The sequence below is a fragment of the Nannocystis bainbridge genome, assembly GCF_028368995.1.
Lineage (GTDB): Bacteria > Myxococcota_A > Polyangia > Nannocystales > Nannocystaceae > Nannocystis > Nannocystis bainbridge.
Genome location: NZ_JAQNDL010000001.1, coordinates 450,589 through 471,257 on the forward strand (window position 1 = coordinate 450,589; position 20,669 = coordinate 471,257).

15 protein-coding genes are annotated in these 20,669 nt (G+C 73.1%); 8 read left to right on the forward strand and 7 right to left on the reverse strand.

Features of this window, described 5'->3' with window-relative positions:
* Positions 1-18: 18 nt before the first annotated feature.
* The 3 genes from POL25_RS01775 to POL25_RS01785 all read right to left on the reverse strand — a co-directional run bounded on the left by POL25_RS01775 (position 19) and on the right by POL25_RS01785 (position 3,089).
* On the reverse strand, positions 19-645 hold the full coding sequence (locus POL25_RS01775) for an RNA polymerase sigma factor (RefSeq protein ID WP_272084024.1): 627 nt from the start codon (positions 643-645) through the stop codon (positions 19-21).
* Positions 646-711: 66 nt separating this feature from the next.
* Complete coding sequence (locus POL25_RS01780) at positions 712-1,236, reverse strand: hypothetical protein (protein ID WP_272084025.1); 525 nt, start codon at positions 1,234-1,236, stop codon at positions 712-714.
* Between the two features lie 95 nt (positions 1,237-1,331).
* Positions 1,332-3,089: a choice-of-anchor L domain-containing protein gene (locus tag POL25_RS01785; RefSeq protein WP_272084026.1), complete on the reverse strand. Its 1,758-nt coding sequence runs from the start codon at positions 3,087-3,089 to the stop codon at positions 1,332-1,334.
* Positions 3,090-3,261: 172 nt separating this feature from the next.
* On the opposite strand from POL25_RS01785, the gene POL25_RS01790 reads away from it, so the two are divergent.
* Complete coding sequence (locus POL25_RS01790) at positions 3,262-3,780, forward strand: GNAT family N-acetyltransferase (protein ID WP_272084027.1); 519 nt, start codon at positions 3,262-3,264, stop codon at positions 3,778-3,780.
* Between the two features lie 45 nt (positions 3,781-3,825).
* Here POL25_RS01790 and POL25_RS01795 read toward each other — a convergent pair whose 3' ends face one another.
* Positions 3,826-4,419, reverse strand: a complete 594-nt coding sequence (locus tag POL25_RS01795; protein WP_272084028.1) for a hypothetical protein — start codon at positions 4,417-4,419, stop codon at positions 3,826-3,828.
* Between the two features lie 532 nt (positions 4,420-4,951).
* Here POL25_RS01795 and POL25_RS01800 point away from each other — a divergent pair.
* Positions 4,952-6,454 (forward strand): ATP-binding cassette domain-containing protein, encoded by a 1,503-nt coding sequence (locus POL25_RS01800; protein WP_272084029.1) that lies wholly within the window; start codon positions 4,952-4,954, stop codon positions 6,452-6,454.
* Positions 6,455-6,477: 23 nt separating this feature from the next.
* Here POL25_RS01800 and POL25_RS01805 read toward each other — a convergent pair whose 3' ends face one another.
* Complete coding sequence (locus POL25_RS01805; RefSeq protein ID WP_272084030.1) at positions 6,478-6,954, reverse strand: hemerythrin domain-containing protein; 477 nt, start codon at positions 6,952-6,954, stop codon at positions 6,478-6,480.
* A 631-nt stretch (positions 6,955-7,585) separates the two neighbouring features.
* Between POL25_RS01805 and POL25_RS01810 the strand changes: the two genes are divergently transcribed.
* Positions 7,586-9,031 carry a serine/threonine-protein kinase gene (locus POL25_RS01810; RefSeq protein ID WP_272084031.1) on the forward strand — a complete coding sequence of 482 codons (1,446 nt, stop codon included), beginning with the start codon at positions 7,586-7,588 and terminating at the stop codon, positions 9,029-9,031.
* 100 nt (positions 9,032-9,131) lie between these two features.
* Here POL25_RS01810 and POL25_RS01815 read toward each other — a convergent pair whose 3' ends face one another.
* Positions 9,132-10,244 (reverse strand): PAS domain-containing protein, encoded by a 1,113-nt coding sequence (locus tag POL25_RS01815; protein WP_272084032.1) that lies wholly within the window; start codon positions 10,242-10,244, stop codon positions 9,132-9,134.
* A 342-nt stretch (positions 10,245-10,586) separates the two neighbouring features.
* Between POL25_RS01815 and POL25_RS01820 the strand changes: the two genes are divergently transcribed.
* Positions 10,587-11,678, forward strand: coding sequence for a calcium-binding EGF-like domain-containing protein (locus POL25_RS01820; protein WP_272084033.1), 1,092 nt, complete (start codon positions 10,587-10,589; stop codon positions 11,676-11,678).
* 193 nt (positions 11,679-11,871) lie between these two features.
* Positions 11,872-12,735, forward strand: a complete 864-nt coding sequence (locus POL25_RS01825; RefSeq protein ID WP_272084034.1) for a sigma-70 family RNA polymerase sigma factor — start codon at positions 11,872-11,874, stop codon at positions 12,733-12,735.
* A gap of 161 nt (positions 12,736-12,896) precedes the next feature.
* On the opposite strand, the gene POL25_RS01830 is transcribed toward POL25_RS01825, so the two are convergent.
* On the reverse strand, positions 12,897-15,953 hold the full coding sequence (locus tag POL25_RS01830) for a serine/threonine-protein kinase (protein WP_272084035.1): 3,057 nt from the start codon (positions 15,951-15,953) through the stop codon (positions 12,897-12,899).
* Between the two features lie 213 nt (positions 15,954-16,166).
* On the opposite strand from POL25_RS01830, the gene POL25_RS01835 reads away from it, so the two are divergent.
* The 3 genes from POL25_RS01835 (at position 16,167) to POL25_RS01845 (ending at position 20,544) form a co-directional block, all read left to right on the forward strand.
* Positions 16,167-17,099: a serpin family protein gene (locus tag POL25_RS01835; RefSeq protein ID WP_272084036.1), complete on the forward strand. Its 933-nt coding sequence runs from the start codon at positions 16,167-16,169 to the stop codon at positions 17,097-17,099.
* A gap of 257 nt (positions 17,100-17,356) precedes the next feature.
* The gene (locus POL25_RS01840) at positions 17,357-18,871 is read left to right on the forward strand and encodes an ATPase domain-containing protein (RefSeq protein WP_272084037.1); all 1,515 of its coding nucleotides are present in this window, start codon (positions 17,357-17,359) and stop codon (positions 18,869-18,871) included.
* Positions 18,872-18,876: 5 nt separating this feature from the next.
* Positions 18,877-20,544, forward strand: a complete 1,668-nt coding sequence (locus POL25_RS01845) for an ATP-binding protein (protein WP_272084038.1) — start codon at positions 18,877-18,879, stop codon at positions 20,542-20,544.
* Positions 20,545-20,669 lie beyond the last annotated feature (125 nt).

Below are 20,669 nucleotides of genomic sequence, written 5' to 3' on the forward strand. Positions count from 1 at the left end.
TCCGGATCACGGAAAAATTCACGGACGATCGCGCTCTGCGCGGACCCGCACGCCCTCGGCCCAGCTCTCGAGCCCGCGGAAGGTGCTGAGCGCGAGCTCGGGGGTGGCGGCCAGGCGCTCGATGACCTCGCGCAGCTGCTCGCGTCCGCGACGAAGCCGCGACTTCACCGTGCCCTGGGGGATGTCGAGCGCCGCGGCGATCTCGGCGACCGTGCATTGCTCCCAATAATGAAGCTCGAGCACGACCTGCAGCTCGAGGGCGATCGATCGCAGCCCGGCGAGCAAGAGCCGCTGCTCCTCGCGCTCGACGAGGATCCCCGCGACGGAAGGATCGAGCCCGGCGACCGACTCGCTGGCGAGGTCGACCGGGGCCTGCGCCCGCGTCTTGTAGTGCAGGCACAGCTGGCGATAGGCGATGGCGAACAGGTAGCTGCGAAAGCTGCCGTCGCCGCGAAAGCGCGTGATGCCCTCCACGCAGGCGAGGAAGGTCCGCTGGATCAGCTCGGTCCCGGCCTCGCCGACCTTGTTGACGAAGAACCGCGCCACCGCCTCGTAGTAACGCTCGAACAACTGCTGCCCGGCGGCCCGCTCGCCTCGCCGCCACGCCGCCAGCAAGACCTCGTCCTCGTCGCTCTCGGTGGACACGATCGTTCCATCCTAGCCGACTCCGGCCCGCCGAGCCGCCGATGTCCCGTGAGCCGTCCGCGACCCTCAGGCGGCCGCATCACCGCCGAGCCCCTGCCCGCGCAGGGCCGCCGCGCAGTCGTCGACCGAGTCGCCGAACGGGCTGCCGCGGGCGATGATGCAGGACCCCTGCGGCCAGCGCAGCGCCAGCGCCCGCGCCGACGATGCGGCCTGGAACACGCGCTCGACGCGAACCGCGGCCAGCGGCGCCAGCACGCGGCGGGCCGGGTCGAGCAGTCGCCCGCCTGCCACGTCGACGATCAGCAGCGGTCGCGGCTCCGCGGCGGCCCGGCGCCGACCGAACCGCACGACCCTCACGACCAGCCACGCCGACGCGCCGCCGAGCGCCGTCAGGATCGCCGCCGCGATCGCGTGGTCCGAGCCGCCGCGGATCGCGAACACCGCCTGGACCGCGGCGTTGATCAGCGAGATGACCGCCACCAGGGCCAGCACGAACACCGCGGTGCGCGGCGGCGCGGGCCGCTCGACGATCCACAGCTCACCGTCCCGGCGATCGATCTCGGTCCCGTTGCAGCGCGCGACGACGGCCACGGCCCGAGCGTACCGCACCGCGCGACTGAAGGTCGCGCGGATCGCCGGGAGCACGCCCGCGCTCGCGGCCGCGCACGCCCCGGCCCACGCGCGCCTCACTGCGGCTTGATCCCGCAGTCGTCGACGTCGCTCGGCACGCAGCCCTCGCAGTCCCAGCGGAACGCGTCGAGCAGCGCCACCGTGGCCCAGTTCGCGTCGGACATGTCGGCGAGGAAGAAGCCCACCGTGATCGCCGCGCCCGGCTGGACCCCGCCGCGGGCGGTGAACCAGTGCGAGCAAGCATGGCCCTCGAAGCCGGTGCCCCACAGCTGCGGCTCCGCCTTGGTGTAGCCGGGGCCGTCGAAGTAGCTGTCGAGCGCCGTGATCGTCAGCGGCAGCCCCTTGTCCGCGTCCTTCGGGTCGGGGATGAAGGCCACGTTGCCGCTGTAGGCGTCGACGGGCGGGTTGGCGTTCGGGTCGTCGGGGGTCGGGTCGACCTGGTAGGCGAAGAACATGTCGTTGAAGACCGTGCCGACGTAGCCCGGCCACTCCGACGAGCAGAACACGAAGTCGAAGGTGAACCCGTGCGTCAGCGCCGGCACCACCGTCTCGAAGCTGAAGTAGATGCGGTCGTTGACCTTGCCGTTGGTCTTCTGCCACTGCGCCTGCAGCGTGTCGGAGCAGTCGCCGTCGCCGCCCGGCTCGCCGTTGTCGCAGCCGACGAACGGCGTGCCGCCGGCCCCGCCGTTGCTGCCGTCGACCGCCTTGAACGGGCCCGGCAGCGCGTCGTCGCCGGAGTTGCCGTTGGCCCCGTGCCCCACCTGCGAGAAGGTCGCCTCGATCACGATCCCGTCGGCGTCGGGCGCCGCGATCGTCCCGGTCGAGAGCATCAGGAACGCGCTGCCCTCGCGCGGCGCGTAGAGCCGCTCGGGCGGGGTGTTCGGGTCGCCGTCGAGGTCGGCGGCGTAACTGCCGAAGCCGCGCGCGACCTGCCAGGTGTCGGGCTGGGCCGCCGGATCGAACTCGAACGCAGTGACGACGACCGAGTCGTCGGCCTGGAGATCACAGACCCCGATCGCGCGCAGGGCGGCGCTCGGGTCGGTCTTATCGTGGAGATCGATCGCGTCGTCGCACACGGCGTAGGTCACCGGCGCGCCGCAGGCCGCGGGGTGGTGCTTGCTGCAGTCGTTCTTGCAATAGTCGAACTCGCCTCCGTCGACCTGGTTGCCGTCGTCGCACGCCTCGCCGGCCTCGATCGCCCCGTTGCCGCATTCGGGCGGCGTGAAGGTGCAGTCGGGCTCGCAGCCGTCGCCGCCGCCGTCGTTGCCGTCGTCGCACAGCTCCGGCTTCTCGACCGAGCCGTTGCCGCACACCTGCGGCGGCGTCACGACCTGGCAGTCGGCGCTGCAGCTGTCGCCGTCCTCGGTGTTGCCGTCGTCGCACGCCTCGCCGACCTCGTGCTTGCCGTCGCCGCAGGTGTGCGCGAGCAAGCAGTCAGGCTCGCAGCCGTCGCCGCCCGCGAGGTTGCCGTCGTCGCACTGCTCGCCGGGCTCCAGCACCCCGTTGCCGCACTCGCCGTCGCCGTCGCTCACGCCCTCGGTCGCGCCCGTCGAGCCGGTCATCGCGTCGCTGCCGGCGCTGACGGTGCCTCCCGCCGACGCGGTGTCGGTGCCGCTGCCGGTCGGCAGGCCGCCCTCGCTGTCGCTGCCGCTGCCGCTGCCGGTCGGCGCGCTCGCGGTCTCGGTCGCCTCCGACTCGCTGGTGTGCGCCGCGGTGCCGGCGTCGGACTGCGAATCACCGCCGCCGCTGCCACAACCGACGAGCGCGACGAAGCACGCGAACGCGCCCCGGTGGTCCTTGCTTGCGTAAGCCATGGACCACGATTTCCCATCCGCCGGGCCCGATCAAGCCCTCGCTCGCGGGGCGATGCCGCCCGACCCGCAGCGAGCCCGGCGCGCCCGAACGGCGCTCCGCGGGCCCGTGAGCCCCGGCCCGTCGAGCATGACACGAGCTTGACCGCCGGCGCGGCGCGGCCGAAGGTCGGCCATGCTCGAGCGCGTGACGCTGACGGAGATCCGCACCATGGCCGACTATCCGCCGGGCCTGATCGGGGCAGTCTCGGGGCTGTTCGGCCGCAGCATGAGCGCCAGCCACGGCACGGACTGGCGCGTCGACGCGTTCGTCGCCGAGGGCCAGAGCGAGTTCTTCCGCCGCTTCGATCCGTCGCGCGATCGCGTATGGGTCGCGCTGCGCGACGGCGTCCCCTGCGGCGCCCTCACGATCGACGGGCCGCGCCTCGAGGCCGGCCGCGAGGCGGCGCGGCTGCGCTTCTTCATCCTCGACCCCGCCACCCGCGGGCTCGGGCTCGGCCGCCGCATGCTCGCCAGCGCGATGGATTTCTGCCGCGAGCGCGGCTATTCGCGGGTGTACCTGACGACCCTGCCCGGCCTCGACGCCGCGCGCCGCCTCTACGAAGATCGCGGCTTTCGCCTGATCGGCCAGGACGACCCGCCGTTCTGCGGCGGTGACCACGGCGAGCAGACGTTCGAATGGCGCGCGCCGTGAAGGCCCGCGCCATTGGGAACCCCGCGAATGCGCCGACCGCCGCGATCAGGGCGCCGGCAGATCGGGGCAGTCCATGGCGGCGTTCGTCGACCAGTCGCAAGTCACGGCCACGAACGTCCCGGCCGGCGCCTCGCCGCCGCGGAGCAGCTCGATCTCGAGGTTGCTGCCGCCGTCGACGCAGGCCTGGCTCATGTTGTCGATCTCGGACGGCGTCTCGTTGCCGCCGTCGATGCGGGCGGCGAAGCACGCCTCCTGACCGGCAGGGATCGCCCAGCCGCCCATGACTTGCTCGCAAGCCACGATCGCGGCGCACACGTGCTGGACGGGATCGTAGTCGCAGACCTCGCAGTTGACCTCGACGAGCGAGGTCGACGGATCGACGTCCTCCACGCATTGCGAGAGGCACCCCGACGGATCGAGCTGAACCGGCTGATCGCCGCCGCTGCCGGTCGGCGCGCCGGTCTCGGTCCCGGTCTCGGTCCCGGTCTCGGTCCCGGTGCCGGCGTCGGTGGTGGTGCCGGTCGGCGCGTCGGTGTCGGTGCCGGTGCCGGTGCCGGTCTCGGTGTCGCTGTCGCCGGACTTGCTGTCGCCGCAACCGGGCAGCATCAGCGCAAAAAGTAAGATCGAACGCTTGATCATGATGGCGCGGACGCTATCAGAAGCCGCTCGCGGCGGCACGAAATCGACGATAGGCCGACCGCGGTGAATTTGCGGCGAGTCGACGGCCAAGGCGGCTCGCTGCAGGCGACTCCCCCCATTCTGGCGCGCCGCGACAATCGCATGAGTACCGCCCCATGCATGAGAGCGGGGATTGGGTCCCGTCGGGCGAGGGGATCCACGCGAGCATGGGGCGCACGATGCTGCCGCTCGCGTGACCTCCGGGGCGAGCATGAAGACCCTTCGTCCCGATGACGAGGTCCGTCCCGTGAAGCCCGGGCGACCGCGACTCAACGCCGGCGCTGCGCCGACGTCTCCCACGCGCGACGGCCGAGGTCGCCCGGCGCTCCGCAAAGCGCGCCGACTTGCGCCGCTCCCGGCCTGCGGCTATGGTGCCCCTCGTCGAACCCCCACGGAGTTGGCCCGCCCTTGAAGCTGCACGCCTGAATCCCGCTGTCCCCCAGCCGCCCGCAACGCGCCGTATTGGCCGCGGGCGAGATTCAGGAGCATCTTCATGGCCACTCTCTTTTGTCGCGACCTCGCGTTCTCGTTCGGCGACCTGCCGCTGCTCTCCGGCGTCGACCTCCACCTCGTGCCCGGCTGGACCGGCCTCGTCGGGGCCAACGGCGCCGGCAAGACCACCCTCCTGCGCCTGCTCGCCGGGGCGCTCGCGCCCACCGGCGGGGAGATCCAGCGTGACCCTCCGGACCTGTCCCTCACGACATGTCCCCAGAGCGTGGAGGTGTGCACGCCGGAGATCGCCCGCTTCGCCGCGCGCGACGACGGCGAGGCCCGCCGCCTGCACGGCGACCTCGCGCTCGATCCGTCCGATCTGCAGCGCTGGGCCAGCCTGTCGCCCGGGGAGCGCAAGCGCTGGCAGATCGGCGCGGCCCTGGTCGACGCGCCCGACGTGCTGCTGCTCGACGAGCCGACCAACCACCTCGACCACGCCGGCCGGCGGCTGCTGCTCGCCGCGCTGCGAAGCTTTCACGGGCTCGGGGTGGTCGTCAGCCACGACCGCGCGCTGCTCGACGGGCTCACCGACCGCACCCTGCGGGTCACCGGCGGCGAGGTGCAGGACTGGGCGCTGCCGTACAGCCGGGCCAGGCGCGCCTGGGAGGCCGAGCGCGCCGAGCACAACGCCACCCGCGCGACCCTGCAGGGCCAGCACCGCCGACTCGAGGGACGGCTCGACGATCAGCGGCGCGCGCTCGCCGGCGCGACCGCGAATCGCAGCCGTCGCGTGCGCAGCAAGGGCAAGCACGACAGCGACTCGCGCACGCTCGGCGCGGCGACCCTCGCCGAGTGGTCGGAGAAGTCGCTCGGACGCGGCGCCAGCGTGCTGCGGCGCGCCATCGATCGCAGCGCCGCGGCCCTGTCCGAGCACGCCTACGAGGGCGAGCTCGGCGGGCCGATCGCGGTCGCCGGCGAGCGGGCCCCCTCGGCCTACCTCGCCGCGCTCGACCTGCCCGAGCTGCGCGCCGGCGATCGCCGCGTGCTCGGGCCGGTGCAGGTCGCCCTGGCCCGCGACGCCCACGTGCGCCTGGCCGGGCCCAACGGCGCCGGCAAGACCACGCTGATCCGGGCCCTGCTGGCCCGCCTGCGCTGCCCGCCGACCCGGGTGCTGTATGTCCCGCAGGACATGTCCGAACAGGAAGCCGTGGCCCACCTCGACGCGGTCCGCGAGCTGCCGGCCGACGAGCGCGGCCGCGTGCTCGCGGTGGTGGCCGCGCTCGGCGTCGATCCGGGGGCGCTGCTGCGCTCGCGCCGGCCCTCACCGGGAGAGGCGCGCAAGCTGCTGCTGGCGTTCGGGCTCGGCCGGCCGGTGTGGGCGCTCGTGCTCGACGAGCCGACCAATCACCTCGACCTGCCCGCGGTGGAGCGGCTGGAGACGGCGCTCGCGGCCTTCCCCGGCGCGCTGGTGACCGTCAGCCACGACGACGCGTTCGCCCGCGCGTGCACCAGCGTCACCTGGCGCATCGACCAGGGCGAGCTGCGCGAAGAGACAGGTGCTTGAACCTCCGCGCGGCCCGCCGCCGCTCACTCGGCCGCGTCTTCCTGGGCGGTCCGCTCGAGATCCTGGACGAAGGAGTCGCGCTCGCGCTCGTACTCCTCGGCCAGCTTCTCGGCCTCGCGGTCGCTCACGACCTGGCGCGCCAGCGGGAACATCTCGCCCTCCTCCTCGTCGACGTGGTGCCCGACCATGTCGGCGAGCACCTTGATCTTCGGCGTCCAGGCCTCGTGGTCGGGGCCGATCGCGTCGATCTCGGCGATCAGGTGATCGACCTGCTTGTGCTCCTCGATGCCTTCTCGGGTCTCGTCCTCGGTGTTGGACTCGTCGAGCAGCCGCGGATAGAGGACGGCCTCCTCCGCCCGCGCGTGCGGCACCAGCTTGATCTTGAGCCGGGTGAACAGCTCCAGAGCTTTGGCGCCCTTGGCCTCCTCGAGCTCGTGGAACAGCTCGCTGACCTCTTCGTGCTCGCGATGCAAGATGTCGTAGATCTGGGGCTTTGGCATGACGCATTCCTCCTGGCGCGGGGACCCGCCGGGGCGGGCCAGCGACCGTGAAAGATGTGGCGCGAAAACGAGGTGCGGCAAATCGGCCGACGCCGTCGGCCGCCGGCCGGGCGCCAATGCTGGCAAGAGCGGCAGGACAGGCGATTCTGCGTACAGAGCGCCGCGGCCCCGGGCTGCCAGCCTGAGCCGTGGGCTCGTGCTCGATGAGATCTGTCCCCACCCTCGCCGCGCGGCTCGGGGCGCCTTTTGTCATGACATGTCCCCGAGGACATGTGGACATCGACCACCGGACCCACATCACCCTCCCGGCCGCCCCGCCGGGGCTGCGTTCACCCGCGCGTCGGCGCGCCCTCGTCCGCGGCGTATCGTCGGCGCCGCTGTGTGCACCATCGAGATCGGCGCCGGGAATGGCCACATGACCCGACCTCGACTTCGCTGTGCGACCGTGCGCGGGCCCCATCAACCCGAGCGGAACACGGTTCAACATCGGGGCTCGCGCGCGCCGACCTGCGCCTGCAGGGCGGCCCGGGCCCGCGGGCCTCGTGTTAGTCTCGGAGGCTCGCTCGGGGTGCTGATGGACAGCTTCGAAGCCAGGGCGTCCGCCGACCTCGGACCCCATGTCCCCCAGGACATGTCCGTCGGGACATTGATCGCCGGCCGCTACCGGATCCTCGCCGGCCTCGGCGAGGGCGGCATGGGTGCGGTGTACCTGGCCGAGCACCTCGAGGTCGGCCATCGCGTCGCGGTCAAGGTGCTGCACGCCGAGCCGAGCGCGCGGGCCTCGATCGCCCGCCGCTTCCGCGTCGACGCCTGCAGGGCCGGCTCGCTCGGGGACCCGCACATCGTCGAGGTGTTCGACGCCGGCGTGCTGCTGGACGGGCGCCTGTTCCTGGTGATGGCCTACCTCGAGGGCCGCGACCTGGCGCAGGAGCTCGAGGAGGTGCTGGTCTTCGACGCCGAGCGCGCGTGCTCGCTGATGCGGCAGGTCACGCTGGGCCTGGCGACCGCCCACGCGGCGGGCATCGTGCACTGCGCGCTCAAGCCGAGCAGCGTGATGCTGGCGGCGCTGCCCGAGGGCGAGGTCGTCAAGCTGCTCGACTTCGGGCTCGCGGCCAAGGTGGTGCTGCACGCCGGCGCGGGCGAGCACCCGTCGCACGAGGCCGGCGCCCACTCGAGCTCGGCCGATTACATGGCGCCCGAGCAGGCCGCGAGCGTCGCGGCGACCCCGGCCGTGGATGTCTACGCCGTCGGGGTGATGCTCTACGAGCTGCTGTCAGGCTCGCTGCCGTTCACCGCCCGCCACGCGTTCGAGCTGCTGAATTTCAAGCTGCTGCACGCGGCGCCGTCGATCGACGCCCGCCGCCCCGGCCTGCCGCCGCGGCTCGTGCGGCTGATCGCCGACTGCCTCAGCATCGACCCCGCGGCCCGCCCCGCCGACGGCGCGGCGCTGGTGCCCCGCCTCGACGCGGTGCTCGCCGACCTGCGGAACCCGGCGCCGCGGCCCGCCGAGGGCGCGACCGCGCCGCAGCCCGCGGTCCGGCGCCGGCGATGGCCGCTCGCGCTGGCGGCCGGCCTGTTGCTGACGGCCGGCGTGGCGTCGGTGGAGCTCGCGCCGGAGCCCGCGGCCGCGATCGAGCCGCCGCCACCCGCGCCGACGCCCGCAGCGCCGGCGCCGACGATCGAGCCGCCGCCGCCCGCCCTGCCCGCGCCGACGGTCGTCCCGCTCGCGCCCCCGCAGCCCGCCCTCGAGCTGCCGCGAACCGAGCCGGGCCCGAAGGTCGCCCGCCGGCCCGCGCCCACGACCGACACCGACGCCGACGAGACGCACCTGAGCCCTCGCTGTCAGCGCATCCGGGCCAAGGCGACCGAGGCGCGCCGGACCCAGCGCTGGGGCGTGCTGCGCGACCAGAGCCGCCACCACGAGTGCTGGGCCTCCGAGCCCGAGGTCCGCAAGCTGCAGGCCAAGGCGGCGATGGAGCTGGGCGACTTCTCCGGCTGCGTGACCTTCGGCGCCGGCCTGCGCGACCCGGAGGTCGAGCAGTGGCTCAAGCTGTGCCGCCTGCGCGCGGAGGATTGAACCTCCGGGCTCTCGGGACAGCCTCGTCCGCGGGCGCTCACCCGCGGACTGCGGTGAATGACCCCGAGGACATGTCCTCAAAGCCAGAAAATCAGCGCCGTCAGACCTTCGCGCGGGCCCGCAGCTTGCCGAGGCAGTACACCAGCGCGTCGCGCAGCTTGGCGAACACGGCCACGTGCGTCAGGTCGATGCCGAGCCCCACGATCGTCTGGGCGATCGTCGGGTGGATGCCGGTGAGGATGCCTTCGGCGCCGAGCAGGCGGATCGACTGGATCATCCGGATCAGGTGGCTGGCGGTGCCGGTGTCGACCACCTCGACCCCCGTCAGGTCGAGGATGGCGAAGCGGGCTCGCGTGCGCGTGACCGCCTGCAGCAGGTTGTCCATGATCTCCGCCGTGCGCACGGTGTCGACCAGGCCGATGATCGGCAGCGACAGCACGCCGTCCCACACCTCGATGATCGGCGTCGAGAGCTGGCGGATGACGTCCTGCTGGCGCTCGATCAGCTCGAGCTTGGCCCGCAGCTCGAGCTCGGTGCGCTTGCTGGCGGTGACGTCGAGCGCGATCGAGATCAGCGACAGCTCCGCGTCGCTCGGCGTCGGCAGGTTCCAGCCGAGCCAGTGGATCCCGTAGACCTCGGCTGGCAGCGCATGCGTGGCCTCGCCGGCGATCGCCCGCCGGATGTCTTCGACGTTCTCGAGGTCGCCGTACACGTCGAAGTAGTTCTGGCCGGCGAAATGATCGGGGCGGAGGCCGGCGGTCTGCAGCGCCTTGCCCCGCTGCAGCACGAAATTGGCCTGCTTGTCGATCGCCCACACCGCGAGGTCGAGGTTCTCGAGCAGCGCCGCGAGCAGCCGCGAATCGACCCCGAGGCGCCGGGCCTCGCGCTGGCGCGCGGTCACGTCGTGGCCGCACAGCGTCGCCCCGACGACCCGGCCGTCGCCGTCTCGTATCACCTGCGACCAGGCCTCGAAGTGCAGCGGGCCCTCGGGGCGCTCGAGCACGCGGATCTGCGGCTCCTCGACGTCGCTCAGCGCCCCGCTCCAGGCCGCAGGATCGCCGGCCACCGGCAGCACCTCGGCGATCGGGCGCCCGATCGCCAGGGCTGCGTCGATCCCGAACACTCGCGCGGCGCGGCGGTTCCAGCCGGTGATGCGAAGAGCTGCGTCCACCTCGACGGTGACGAGGGGCCCGGCGTCGCTGCGATCATCCACGGCGCCAGGGTAACGCCGTGGGAACGGGGTTTCCAAGGACTTCTCGAGCGCGGGACATGTCGCCGGTGTGCGTGCGGGTCGGCGCACATGGGACGGCCGCGCTCGAACATGTCCTTTGGGACATCCACGATCCATCGCGCGCATCACCGCCGCCGGCATGGCCGATCGGACAGGTTTACCCATCCCTCTGACCCGGGCCCCGGCGACCTGCCCTCATTTCGGCCGCTCGGCCCGAGCCCGGCGTGTTCGCGCGCGCGCCCGGGCTCCGCATCTGCGGACCCGCATTTTCTCTGCGATCTTCGCTGCGACCTGGGCCCGAAGGTGTCGTCCTTCCTCCGCGAGATGAACTTCGCATCGCGCCCCCTCTCGTCCCTGTCGCTCGTCCTCGCGCTCGCCGCCTGCGGCGACGGCGAGAACCCCCTCACTGCCACCACCACCGCCACCGCCACCGACACCGGCCCGACCAGCGACACCGCGCCGCAGACCACCACCGGCGACGACGGCACCACCACCGGCGACGACGACGACACCACCACCGGCACGCCCGACGATCCCACCACCACGACCACCACCATGGGCGTCGATCCGTGCGACGCCTGCGGCGACGGGGCCAGCTGTCGCGGCGACACCTGCGTGTGCGACGAGGGCTTCGAGGGCGACGGCCAGACCTGCACCGACCTCGACGAGTGCGCCGGCAAGAACGATTGTGCCGTCGACGCCACCTGCAACAACACCCCGGGCGGCTACGACTGCGCCTGCAACGACGGCTACAAGGGCAACGGCTTCACCTGCAGCGACATCGACGAGTGCACCGAAGACCGTGACATGTGCAGCCCGAACGCCGCCTGCGCCAACCAGGACGGCGGCTACAAGTGCACTTGCAACGACGGCTTCACCGGCGACGGCTTCACCTGCAACGGCAGCAAGCAATTCGGCGAGAGCTGCGTGGCCGGTGAAGAGTGTGCGACCGGCCTGTGCCTCGCCGGCGAGTTCGACATGTGCACCGTCACCTGCACCCAGGAAGTCGCCAACGACTGCGGCGCCCAGGGCGTGACCGGTCTGTGCGTCGAGGTCGGCAACGCCCAATACGCCTGCGCCGGCGACCTCACCTTCGGCGCCGACAAGGACGACGTGGTCCTGCAGGCCGGCGACAAGGTCGCGCGCGTGTTCCAGACCAAGACCGACGCCGACGTGTTCCTGGTCAACATCGTCATCGCCGGCGACTACGCCGTCTACGCCACCCCCGACCCGGACGACGACATCCAGCTCGACTTCTATCAGGCCGACGCCTCCGAGTTCGGCACCGCCAACATGTTCGGCATCGGCCAGGTCGAGTCCGCGGTGGTCACCACCCAGCCCGGCGTGTTCTTCGTGGTCGCCCGCAACATCGGCGCCAGCAACGGCGGCTACTCGATCGAGGTCGTCAAGCAATAGCCCGACGCGCAGCTCGGGCGGATCCCCGCGCCACGCGGCCGGGGAGGTCCGGCGTCGGCGAGGCGCTCGCGTCGGCGACCTTCACGTCCCGCTCGAGCGCGAGCTTCGTCGACGCGGCCCGTCACCCGGGCAGCGCGGGCCTCGCCCCGGCGCTCCCCTGGACGCGGACTTGTGGCAGGATGCCGCTCGCGCCGTGTCCACGCCCCCGTCCAGTCCGCCGGAGCCAGCCGGCGCGCGCGACCTCGCGGCCGCCCTCGACCGCGCCGTGATCCGCGGCGCGGCGGCCTGGCCCGGCCTCGAAGTCACGCCGGCGCTGTTCCGCGACTACCTCGCCGCGCGCGTGCCCGAGGTCGACCCGGCCGCGGCCCTCGAGGCGATGGCGCTCGAGGACCTCTACCTCGCCTGCGCCTGCGTCCTCGGCGACCGGCGGGCCATCGCCGCCTTTACCGAGCGGTTCGTCAAGGTCAGCGTCGCCGCGGCCTCGCGCGCGCGCCGGGGCGGGCCGGCGGCCGACGACATGGTCCAGCTCGTGCTCGAGAAGCTGCTCGCCCCGCGCGGCGAGCAGCCGCCGCGGCTGGCCGAATTCGGCGGCCAGGGCGGCCTGCGGGCGTGGGTCCGCGTCACCGTCGTGCGCGCGGGCATCGACCTCGAGCGGACCCAGGCGCGCCGGATCGTCGCCGAGCCGGCCGAGCCGACCGCCGAGCTCGAGGCGCTGGCGACCACCACCGACCCCGAGCTCGACTACCTCAAGCAGCACTACCGCGACGCCTTCCGCGACGCCTTCGCGGCCGCCCTGGCCGAGCTCGACCCGCGCGCGCGCAACGCCCTGCGCCACCACCTGGTCGATCAGCTCAGCATCGACCAGATCGGCGCCCTCCACGGCGTGCACCGGGCCACCGCCGCCCGCTGGATCGCCCGCAGCCGCGAGGCCCTGCTGGCCGGCACCCGCGACCAACTGCGCGCGCGCCTGCGGCTGAGCGAGGGCGAGTACGCCAGCATCATGCGCCTCATCGACAGCATGCTCGAGGTCAGCGTCCAGCGGCTGCTGTCGGGCTGAGCCGGACAGGTCCTCGAGGACATGTCCTCGCGGACCGGTCCTCGAAGACATGCCCCGAGGGTCATGTCCCTCGAAGCATGCCCCTCGGGACATGCCCGTCGAAGCCCTCTCTCCTTCGCGGCTTCGGGCTCGCGGACGCGCGAGAGCCTCACGACGCCGCTTCACCCCGGCGCCGCCGCGGCCGGCCCGATCAGCGCCTCCGCCTCCGGGTGGGCGGCGAACCACGCCTCGACCCCCGCGCGGGCCTGCGGGCTCGGGTCCTTCATCGTCCGCAGCTGCTCGCGCAGCTCGGCCATCGTCTGGGCCGCTCTGGCGCGCTCGCTCGGTCGTGACCACAGCACGCCGGCGAGGGACATGCGCGCCTCGAGCAGGCCGAACGGATCGGAGCCGCGGGCCACGATCGTCAGCGCCCGCTCGAAGCTGGCGATCGCCTCGTCCGTCCGGCCGAGGCGCGCCTGGCAGTCGCCGACGCGCTTCATGGCCCGCCCGACCAGCTCGTGGTCCGGCCCGAGGCGCTTGACGCGGATCGCCAGCGCCCGCTCGTACCCCGCCAGCGCCGCCTCGAGCTCGCCCGCGTGCTTCTGCTCGCCCGCCAGCGAGATCAGCGACGTCGCCAGCGCCGGGTGGTCGGGCCCGAAGCCGCGCTCCTGCAGCCGGACCGCGCGCTCGAGCAGCGCGCGCGTCTGGGTGCGGGCCCCGAGCTCGCGCAGCGTCAGCGCCAGGTTGCCGAGCGTCACGCCGATGTCGGGGTGGTCCGGGCCGAGCGTGCGCTCCTGGATCGCCAGCGCCTGGCGGTGCAGGTCGTGGGCCTCGCCGTACACCCCGAGCTCGCCCTGGACCGCGGCGATGTTCTGCAGGGCGGTGAGCGTGCGCGGGTGGCCGCGGCCGAACGCCCGCTCGCGGGCCGCCAGCACCTGGCGGAACATCGCCACCGCCTCGGTGCGGCGACCGAGCCGGCTGAGCGCCGAGGCGGTGTTGTTGCGGACCGCCGCGACGTCCGGGTGGTCGGCCCCGAACGCGCGCTCGAGCGCCGCCGCGGCCTCACCGAGGGGCACCAGCGCCGCCTCGGGCTGACCCAGGTTCTGCAGCGCCACGCCGATGTCGTTCTGCGCCCGCGCCGCGTCGGCCACGTGCGAAGGGCCCAGCGCCGCGAACCCGGCCAGGGCCGCCCGGTGGCTGGCGAGGGCCGCCTCGAACTGCCCGCGGGTGCTGTGGAGCTGACCGACGCGGGCCGCCAGCAGGGCCGCGCGGGCCGGGTCGGCCACTCGGTGCACGGCAGCGTCGGCGCGCCGGGCCGCCTCCTCGGCCGCCGGGTACGCGGCCCGGGCCCGGCGCACCTCGACCAGCTCGGTCCACCCGTCGGCCGCCGCCTCGACGTCGCCGCTCGCCTCGGCCGCCCACACCGCGTCGACCAGCGTCTGCTCGGCCGCCGCCAGATCCTCGCGCAGCTCGGCCTGGGCCCGCCCTGACTCGACCTGCGCCTCCGCGGCCGGCCACGTCAGCCCGAGCTCTTCCGCGCGCGCGTGGGCGGCCTCGGCGTGGCTGCGGGCCTGCGCCAGCTTGCCGGCCTGGCGCAGCGCCCGGGCGGTGGCCACCTCGGCTTGCAGCGCCGCGGTCTCGGGCCGGCCCGGATCGGGCCTTCCGCGGGCCTGCAGCGCCGCCACGTCGCCGCAGGTCTCGGGTCCGCCGAGCGCCTGGGCCATCGCCGGCGCCGCCAGCACGACCTCGGCGTCGGCGCTCACCAGCAGCCCGGTGAGCGCGCGCAACCCGTCGAGCCGGCGGTCGAGGCACGCGCCCCGCAGGTCCATCGCCGCCTCGGACTGTTCGCCGCGGGCCCGCGTGGCCAGGCAGTTGTCGGTGTGGGCCGTCGTCCAGGCCGCCGCGTAGGCGTTGAGCCGCGCCCGCACCACCGCCCACGCCCCGGCCGCGTAGGGCGCCCGCACCGCCTCGAACGCCGCCTGCGCGGCCGCCCGCGTCGGCCCGTCCCAGACCCCCTGCAGCTTGTCCTGCGCCCCCCGACACAGCCGCGACTCGGCCGCCGGCGCCAGCTGCTGGGCCACCGCATAGCCGCCCACCGCCGTCGCCACCAGCACCAGCGCCCCGGCCATCAGCCAGCGCCGGCGGCTCAACCGGCGCGGCGTGGCCCGCAGCGCGTCCAGCAGCGCCCGCATGTCGGCGTGGCGCTGCGCCGGCTGGACCGCCAGCCCCCGGATCACGATCGCCGCCAGCCACGCCGGCATGCGCTCCGGCGGCGGCGGTCGCAGCTGCCCGCGGCGCACCTGCTCCGCCAGCTCGGTCAGCGTCCCGCCGGCGAACGGCCGCACCCCGCACACCGCCTCGTACAGCGCCACGCAGTAGCTGAACTGATCGCTGCGCGCGTCGACCGGCCGCCCCTCGAGCTGCTCCGGCGCCATGTAGGCCGGCGTGCCGACCAGCGCCCCCGTGACCGCCAGCGCGTCGGGATCGTCGGTCGCTACCGGCGGCGCATCGGCGGCCGAGAACACCCGCGCCATCCCGAAATCCGCCACCCGCACCCGCCCGTCGGCCCCCACCAGCACATTGTCCGGCTTGAAGTCGCGATGCACGATCCCCGCCGCGTGCGCCGCCGCCAGGCCCTCGCCCGCCGCCAGGAACACCTCGATCACCTCGCGCCAGCCGCGGGGCTGCTGCCCCAGCCACGCGCGCAGCGTGCAGCCCTCGACCAGCTCCGTGGCGATGAACACCCGCTGCGTCAGCGCCCCGACGTCGTGGATCGTCACCACGTTCGGGTGCGACAGCTGGGCCAGCGCCCGCGCCTCACGCAGCAGCCGCGGCTGCAGCACCCGCCAGCCGGCGTCGGCCTGCGGGCGGACCCGCAGCAGCTTGAGCGCGACCCGGCGATCGAGCTCGGGGTCGAACGCCGAGTAGACCGTGCCCATGCTGCCCATGCCGACGCAGTCGAGCACCACGTAGCGGCCGACGCTGTCGCCGCGCAGCAGCGGCGCCGCGGCCACGGCCTCCGCCTCGCCCTCCTCGCCGTGGCTCAGGTACGCCTGGGCGTAGCGGGTGACCAGCTCGAAGCAGTCCGGGCACGCGTCGATGTGGCGCTCGACCGCCGCGCGCGACCCCTCGCTGCCGGCCCCCTCGACGAACTGCGCCAGCGCCGTCTCGTCGAGGCAAGCCCCCGCCCCTCCCGGGCCGCCCGGGCCCGCCCCGGCATGTCGCGCGCTCGCAGGCACCCGCGCCGGAGGATAGTGCACGCCCGCCGCCGCCGTCGAGGCCGGCGATCCCCGTCTCGCCCGACCCCGCGCGCCACCTCGCTCCCTGCCGGGCCCCCCGGCGCGCGAATCGAGCGATCGCCACGCTGCGACGAATCCCCTGTCGGCGAATGACAGCGCCCTCTCTCCTCCATGCATTCGCCACGCCTCTCATTGTCACCACCCTGCGCGACGATGTCGCCCTTGCCACGACCTCCGTCGCCGCCTGACCGGGCGAAGGCCCCATGGCTCGCCTTCGGCATGCTCCGCGAGGGCGCGCGCACCATCAGCGAGACCGAGATCCAGGGCGCCCTGCGCTTCAGCCTCGACAGGCCGCGGCTGGACACCGCCTTCAACAAGATCGACCTCGAGCTCAATTCCCGCGACCTGCCGCCCTCGGGCGAGGTCGACGGCGACGACTCGGTCCAGTTGTCATCGGTCCAGCAGATGTTCGGCCGCCTCGAGGTCCAATGGCTCGCCGAATTCCTCGACGTCCTCGCGGTCCATTACGGCAGCGGCCTGCGCCTGCTCGACATCGGCGGCGACCCCGAAGGCGCGCGCCTCGCCATCAATCAATGGGTCGCGGGCGAGACCCATGAAAAGATCCTCGAGCTCCTGCCGCCGATGTCGATCTACCCCACGGTCACCGGCGTCCTGATCAACGCGATGTACCTCAAGGCGCCGTGGAAGTTCGCGTTCGACGAGGTCCAGGAGGGCGTGCCGTTCACCCGCGCCGACGGCGTCGCGGTCGACGTGGCGATGATGCGCGTCGCCACCGAGGACGCCTGGTACCACAAGGGCGCCGGCTTCGAGGCCCTCGAGCTGCCCCTGCGCGGCGAATCGCTGTCGATGGCCTTCATCCTCCCCGACGCCGGCACCTTCGACGCCTACGTCGAAGCCCTCGACGGTCGAGGACTCCGACGGCGGCGTCTGGCCCGAGGCGACCTTCACCGCCGACCGGCCGTTCCTGTTCGCCGTCCGCGACCGCAAGACCGACAGCCTGCTGTTCTTCGGCCGCGTGCTCGACCCGACCGCGCTCTGAGCCTCGCGGCCCGCCAGCGGGGGCGCGTCGCGGTCACGGCGATGCGTCCCTCGCTCGCGTCCGCGCGGCCGACGACGCGTGGATGAATCGATCGTTCTTGCTGCCGGAATTATCGTCGCCCCGCGCCTGCAGGCCAGCGCCCACCTCACCCACGGCCGCGGAACGTGGGGCATTTCCCGCCTCGGCACGTGAGGATCCCGGTTCGCTTGCCAGCGCGATGCCCGCGAACGCATGCCGCCACGCGGGACGTCCGCTCACTGTCGAGGACGTGCAGCGTGACGAAGAACCGGGGTTGCTCGCGTTGCCGAACGCATCATACAGCGAGTACCACCCGCTTGGTCGTATGAGCCGAACCGTCCCCACAGCCTTCTCGCAGCCGCGCGCGCCGACCGGGATCTCCGGCCTCGACGACATCCTCGGCGGGGGTCTCCCGCGGGATCACCTGTACCTCTTCGAGGGGGCGCCGGGCTCGGGAAAGACCACTTTCGGCCTGCAGTTCCTGCTCGAAGGCCGGGACCGCGGCGAGGTCGGGCTCTACATCACCCTGTCCGAGACACGCAGCGAGCTCGAGATCGTCGCCGCCTCGCATGGCTGGTCGCTCGACGGCATCCGCGTGTTCGAGCTGCTCTCGCCCGACCATCTGAGCCCCGACGCGGCGCAGACGATCCTCCACCCGTCCGAGGTCGAGCTCGGGGAGACCGTCGACGGCGTGCTCCGGGCGATCGAGCGGGAGCAGCCGACGCGGGTCGTGTTCGACAGCCTGTCCGAGATGCGGATGCTGGCCCAAGATCCGCTGCGCTATCGCCGGCAGATCCTCGCGCTCAAGCACATCTTCGCCCGCAAGCAGTGCACCGTCATCATGCTCGACGACCGGACCAGCGCGCAGCAGGACTTGCAGCTGCACAGCATCGCCCACGGCGTCCTCGGCCTCGAGCAGCACACCCACCAGTACGGGCCCGAGCGCCGCTGCCTGCGGGTGAGCAAGCTGCGGGGCCTCAAGTATCGCGGCGGCGATCACGACTACGAGATCCGCACCGGCGGCATCGAGGTCTACCCGCGGCTCGTGGCCTCGGAGCACCGCGCCGGCGTCGAGCACACCATGGTCTCGAGCGGCAACCGGGGTCTCGACAGCCTCCTCGGCGGCGGCCTCAGCCGCGGGACGAGCGTCCTGTTCAGCGGGCCGGCCGGCGCCGGCAAGACCACCACCGCGCTCGCCTGCGTCCAGGCGGCCCTCGAGCGCGGCGAGCGGTGCGCCTTCTATCTCTTCGACGAGAGCCTGTCGATCATGCTGAAGCGGGCGACGGCGCTGGGCATCGAAGTCGGCAAGTACATCGAGTCCGGGACGCTCGAGCTGGTCCAGCTCGACCCGGCGGAGATGTCGGCCGGGGAGTTCGCCCACCGGGTGCGCGAGGCCGTCGAGGCCGGCGCGCAGACGGTGGTCATCGACAGCCTCAACGCTTACTTGCACGCCATGCCGGGCAGCCGCTTCCTGGTGTTGCAGATGCACGAGCTGCTCGCCTACCTCAACCAGAAGGGGGTCATCACGCTCCTCATCCTGGGCCAGCACGGCGTGCTCGGCGAGGGCCGCACGGACGTCGACCTCAGTTATCTCAGCGATTCGATGCTGCTGTTCCGCTACTTCGAGGCGCGCGGGCGGCTGCTCAAGGCGATGTCTGTCACCAAGAGCCGCACCAACCCCCACGAGTCGACGATCCGCGAGTTCCGGCTGACGGCCCGCGGCATCGAGATCGGCGACATCTTGCTCGACTTCCAGGGCGTGCTCGGCGGCGTCCCCCACTACGACGGCGTGCGTCCGCTGCTGGCCGACCGCGACGGCAAGGGCGCGGCCAAGGGTTGAGCGGGTTGGAGCAGCGCGTCCTCATCTACACACCCCGGGGGCGCGACGCCGAGGTCGTGACGGGGGTGCTGCGGTCGGGCGCCCTGGAGGTCGCGGTGTGCGCGGACCAGGGCGAGCTGTTGACGCGGCTCGACGAGGGGGCCGCGTGCGCCATCCTCACCGAAGAGGCCATGGGCGCGGGGTCGCACGTCGGCCTGCGCGACTGGCTGGCGCGGCAGCCGGCGTGGTCCGACTTCCCGTTCATCATCCTCGCCGTGGGCCACGCCCGGGGCCGCACCGCCGGCGCATCGGCGGCCCTGCGCGAGCTCGGCAACCTCGTCCTGCTCGAGCGGCCGCTCAACGCCGAGACCCTGGTCAGCGCCGCCAAGTCGGCCGTGCGCGCGCGCCAGCGGCAGTACGCGATGCGCTCGCACTGGAGCGAGCTGGCCGCGGCGCGGGCCGAGGTCGATCAGGCCAACGCCCTGCTCGAGACGCGGATCGCCCAGCGCACCGCGGCGCTCGCCAGCGCCAACGACCGCCTGACCGCCGAGATCGCCGAGCGCGAGCGGGCCCAGTCGGCCCTGACCCAGTCGCAGAAGATGGAGGCGCTCGGCCAGCTCACCGGCGGCATCGCCCACGACTTCAACAACCTGCTCCACGTCGTGAGCATGAACCTCGACCTCGTCGACCTCATGACCGAGGACGAGAACATCCACGCCACCAACCAGCGGGCCAAGGACGCGGTGAGCCGCGGCGCCCGCCTCACCGGCCAGCTGCTGGCGTTCGCGCGCCGGCGGTCCATGCTGCCGCGCACCAACGACATCCGCGCCGTCCTGCTCGACATGCGCGACCTGCTGACCCTCGCGCTCGGCTCGAACATCAACCTCGAGATGACGACCGGCCCCGAAGAGCTGCACGCGTTCGTCGACGCCAACCAGCTCGAGATGGCGGTGCTCAACCTGAGCATGAACGCCCGCGACGCGATGCCGGGCGGCGGCCAGCTCCACGTGCACGCGGGCGCGAGCGACGGCGCGGGCACCGAGCTGCCGACCGGCAGCTACGTCGTGATCTCGGTGCGCGACGACGGCGTCGGCATCCCGGCCGACCTGCTCGGCAAGATCTTCGAGCCGTTCTTCACCACCAAGCCGGTCGGCAAGGGCACCGGCCTGGGGCTGTCGCAGGTCTACGGGTTCGCCAAGCAGTCGGGCGGCACGGCGCGGGTCCGGAGCGCGCCCGGGGCGGGCACGACGGTCGAGATCCTGCTGCCGCTGCAAGCCAAGCCCGACGAGGTCGATACGCGCCCCGAGCCGACTTCGGGCTCGCAGCGGCCGGCCCGGCGCTTCCAGATCCTCGTGGTCGAGGACGACGAGGAGGTCCGGCGCGCGGTGGTCGAGGGCCTGCATTCGCTCGGCTACGGCGTGTGCGCGGTCGCCAGCGCCGAGGATGGCCTGGTCAGCCTCGAGCAGGGCATGCCGGACCTGCTGTTCGTCGACTACGCCATGCCCGGCATGAACGGCGCCGAGTTCATCCTGGCCGCGCGGGGGCGCGGCGCGGCGATGCCGGTGGTGGTCGCCAGCGGCTACGCCGACATGCAGGAGGTCGAGCGGCTGATCGACACCCGGCATTTCTTGAGCAAGCCGTTCGACATCGCCGCGATGGCCCGCGTCGTCGCCGGCGCCCTCGCCGACCGCTGAACGCCGCGGCGTGAGGCGCCGGCGCTCGCGCGATTGTCCGAGACGCGACTCCGAGGCACGGACCGGCGCGCGCGACCGTCAATGCCGCGACTCCACGGCACGGACCGGCGCGCGCGACCATCAAT

Bases quoted from the DNA above. Each gene is read 5' to 3' on its own strand.
- POL25_RS01810 (WP_272084031.1), top strand. From the start codon at position 7,586: ATGTCCGTCGGGACATTGATCGCCGGCCGCTACCGGATCCTCGCCGGC.
- POL25_RS01790 (WP_272084027.1), top strand. From the start codon at position 3,262: ATGCTCGAGCGCGTGACGCTGACGGAGATCCGCACCATGGCCGACTAT.
- POL25_RS01785 (WP_272084026.1), bottom strand. From the start codon at position 3,089: ATGGCTTACGCAAGCAAGGACCACCGGGGCGCGTTCGCGTGCTTCGTC.
- POL25_RS01795 (WP_272084028.1), bottom strand. From the start codon at position 4,419: ATGATCAAGCGTTCGATCTTACTTTTTGCGCTGATGCTGCCCGGTTGC.
- POL25_RS01840 (WP_272084037.1), top strand. From the start codon at position 17,357: ATGAGCCGAACCGTCCCCACAGCCTTCTCGCAGCCGCGCGCGCCGACC.
- POL25_RS01820 (WP_272084033.1), top strand. From the start codon at position 10,587: ATGAACTTCGCATCGCGCCCCCTCTCGTCCCTGTCGCTCGTCCTCGCG.
- POL25_RS01805 (WP_272084030.1), bottom strand. From the start codon at position 6,954: ATGCCAAAGCCCCAGATCTACGACATCTTGCATCGCGAGCACGAAGAG.
- POL25_RS01800 (WP_272084029.1), top strand. From the start codon at position 4,952: ATGGCCACTCTCTTTTGTCGCGACCTCGCGTTCTCGTTCGGCGACCTG.
- POL25_RS01835 (WP_272084036.1), top strand. From the start codon at position 16,167: ATGTCGCCCTTGCCACGACCTCCGTCGCCGCCTGACCGGGCGAAGGCC.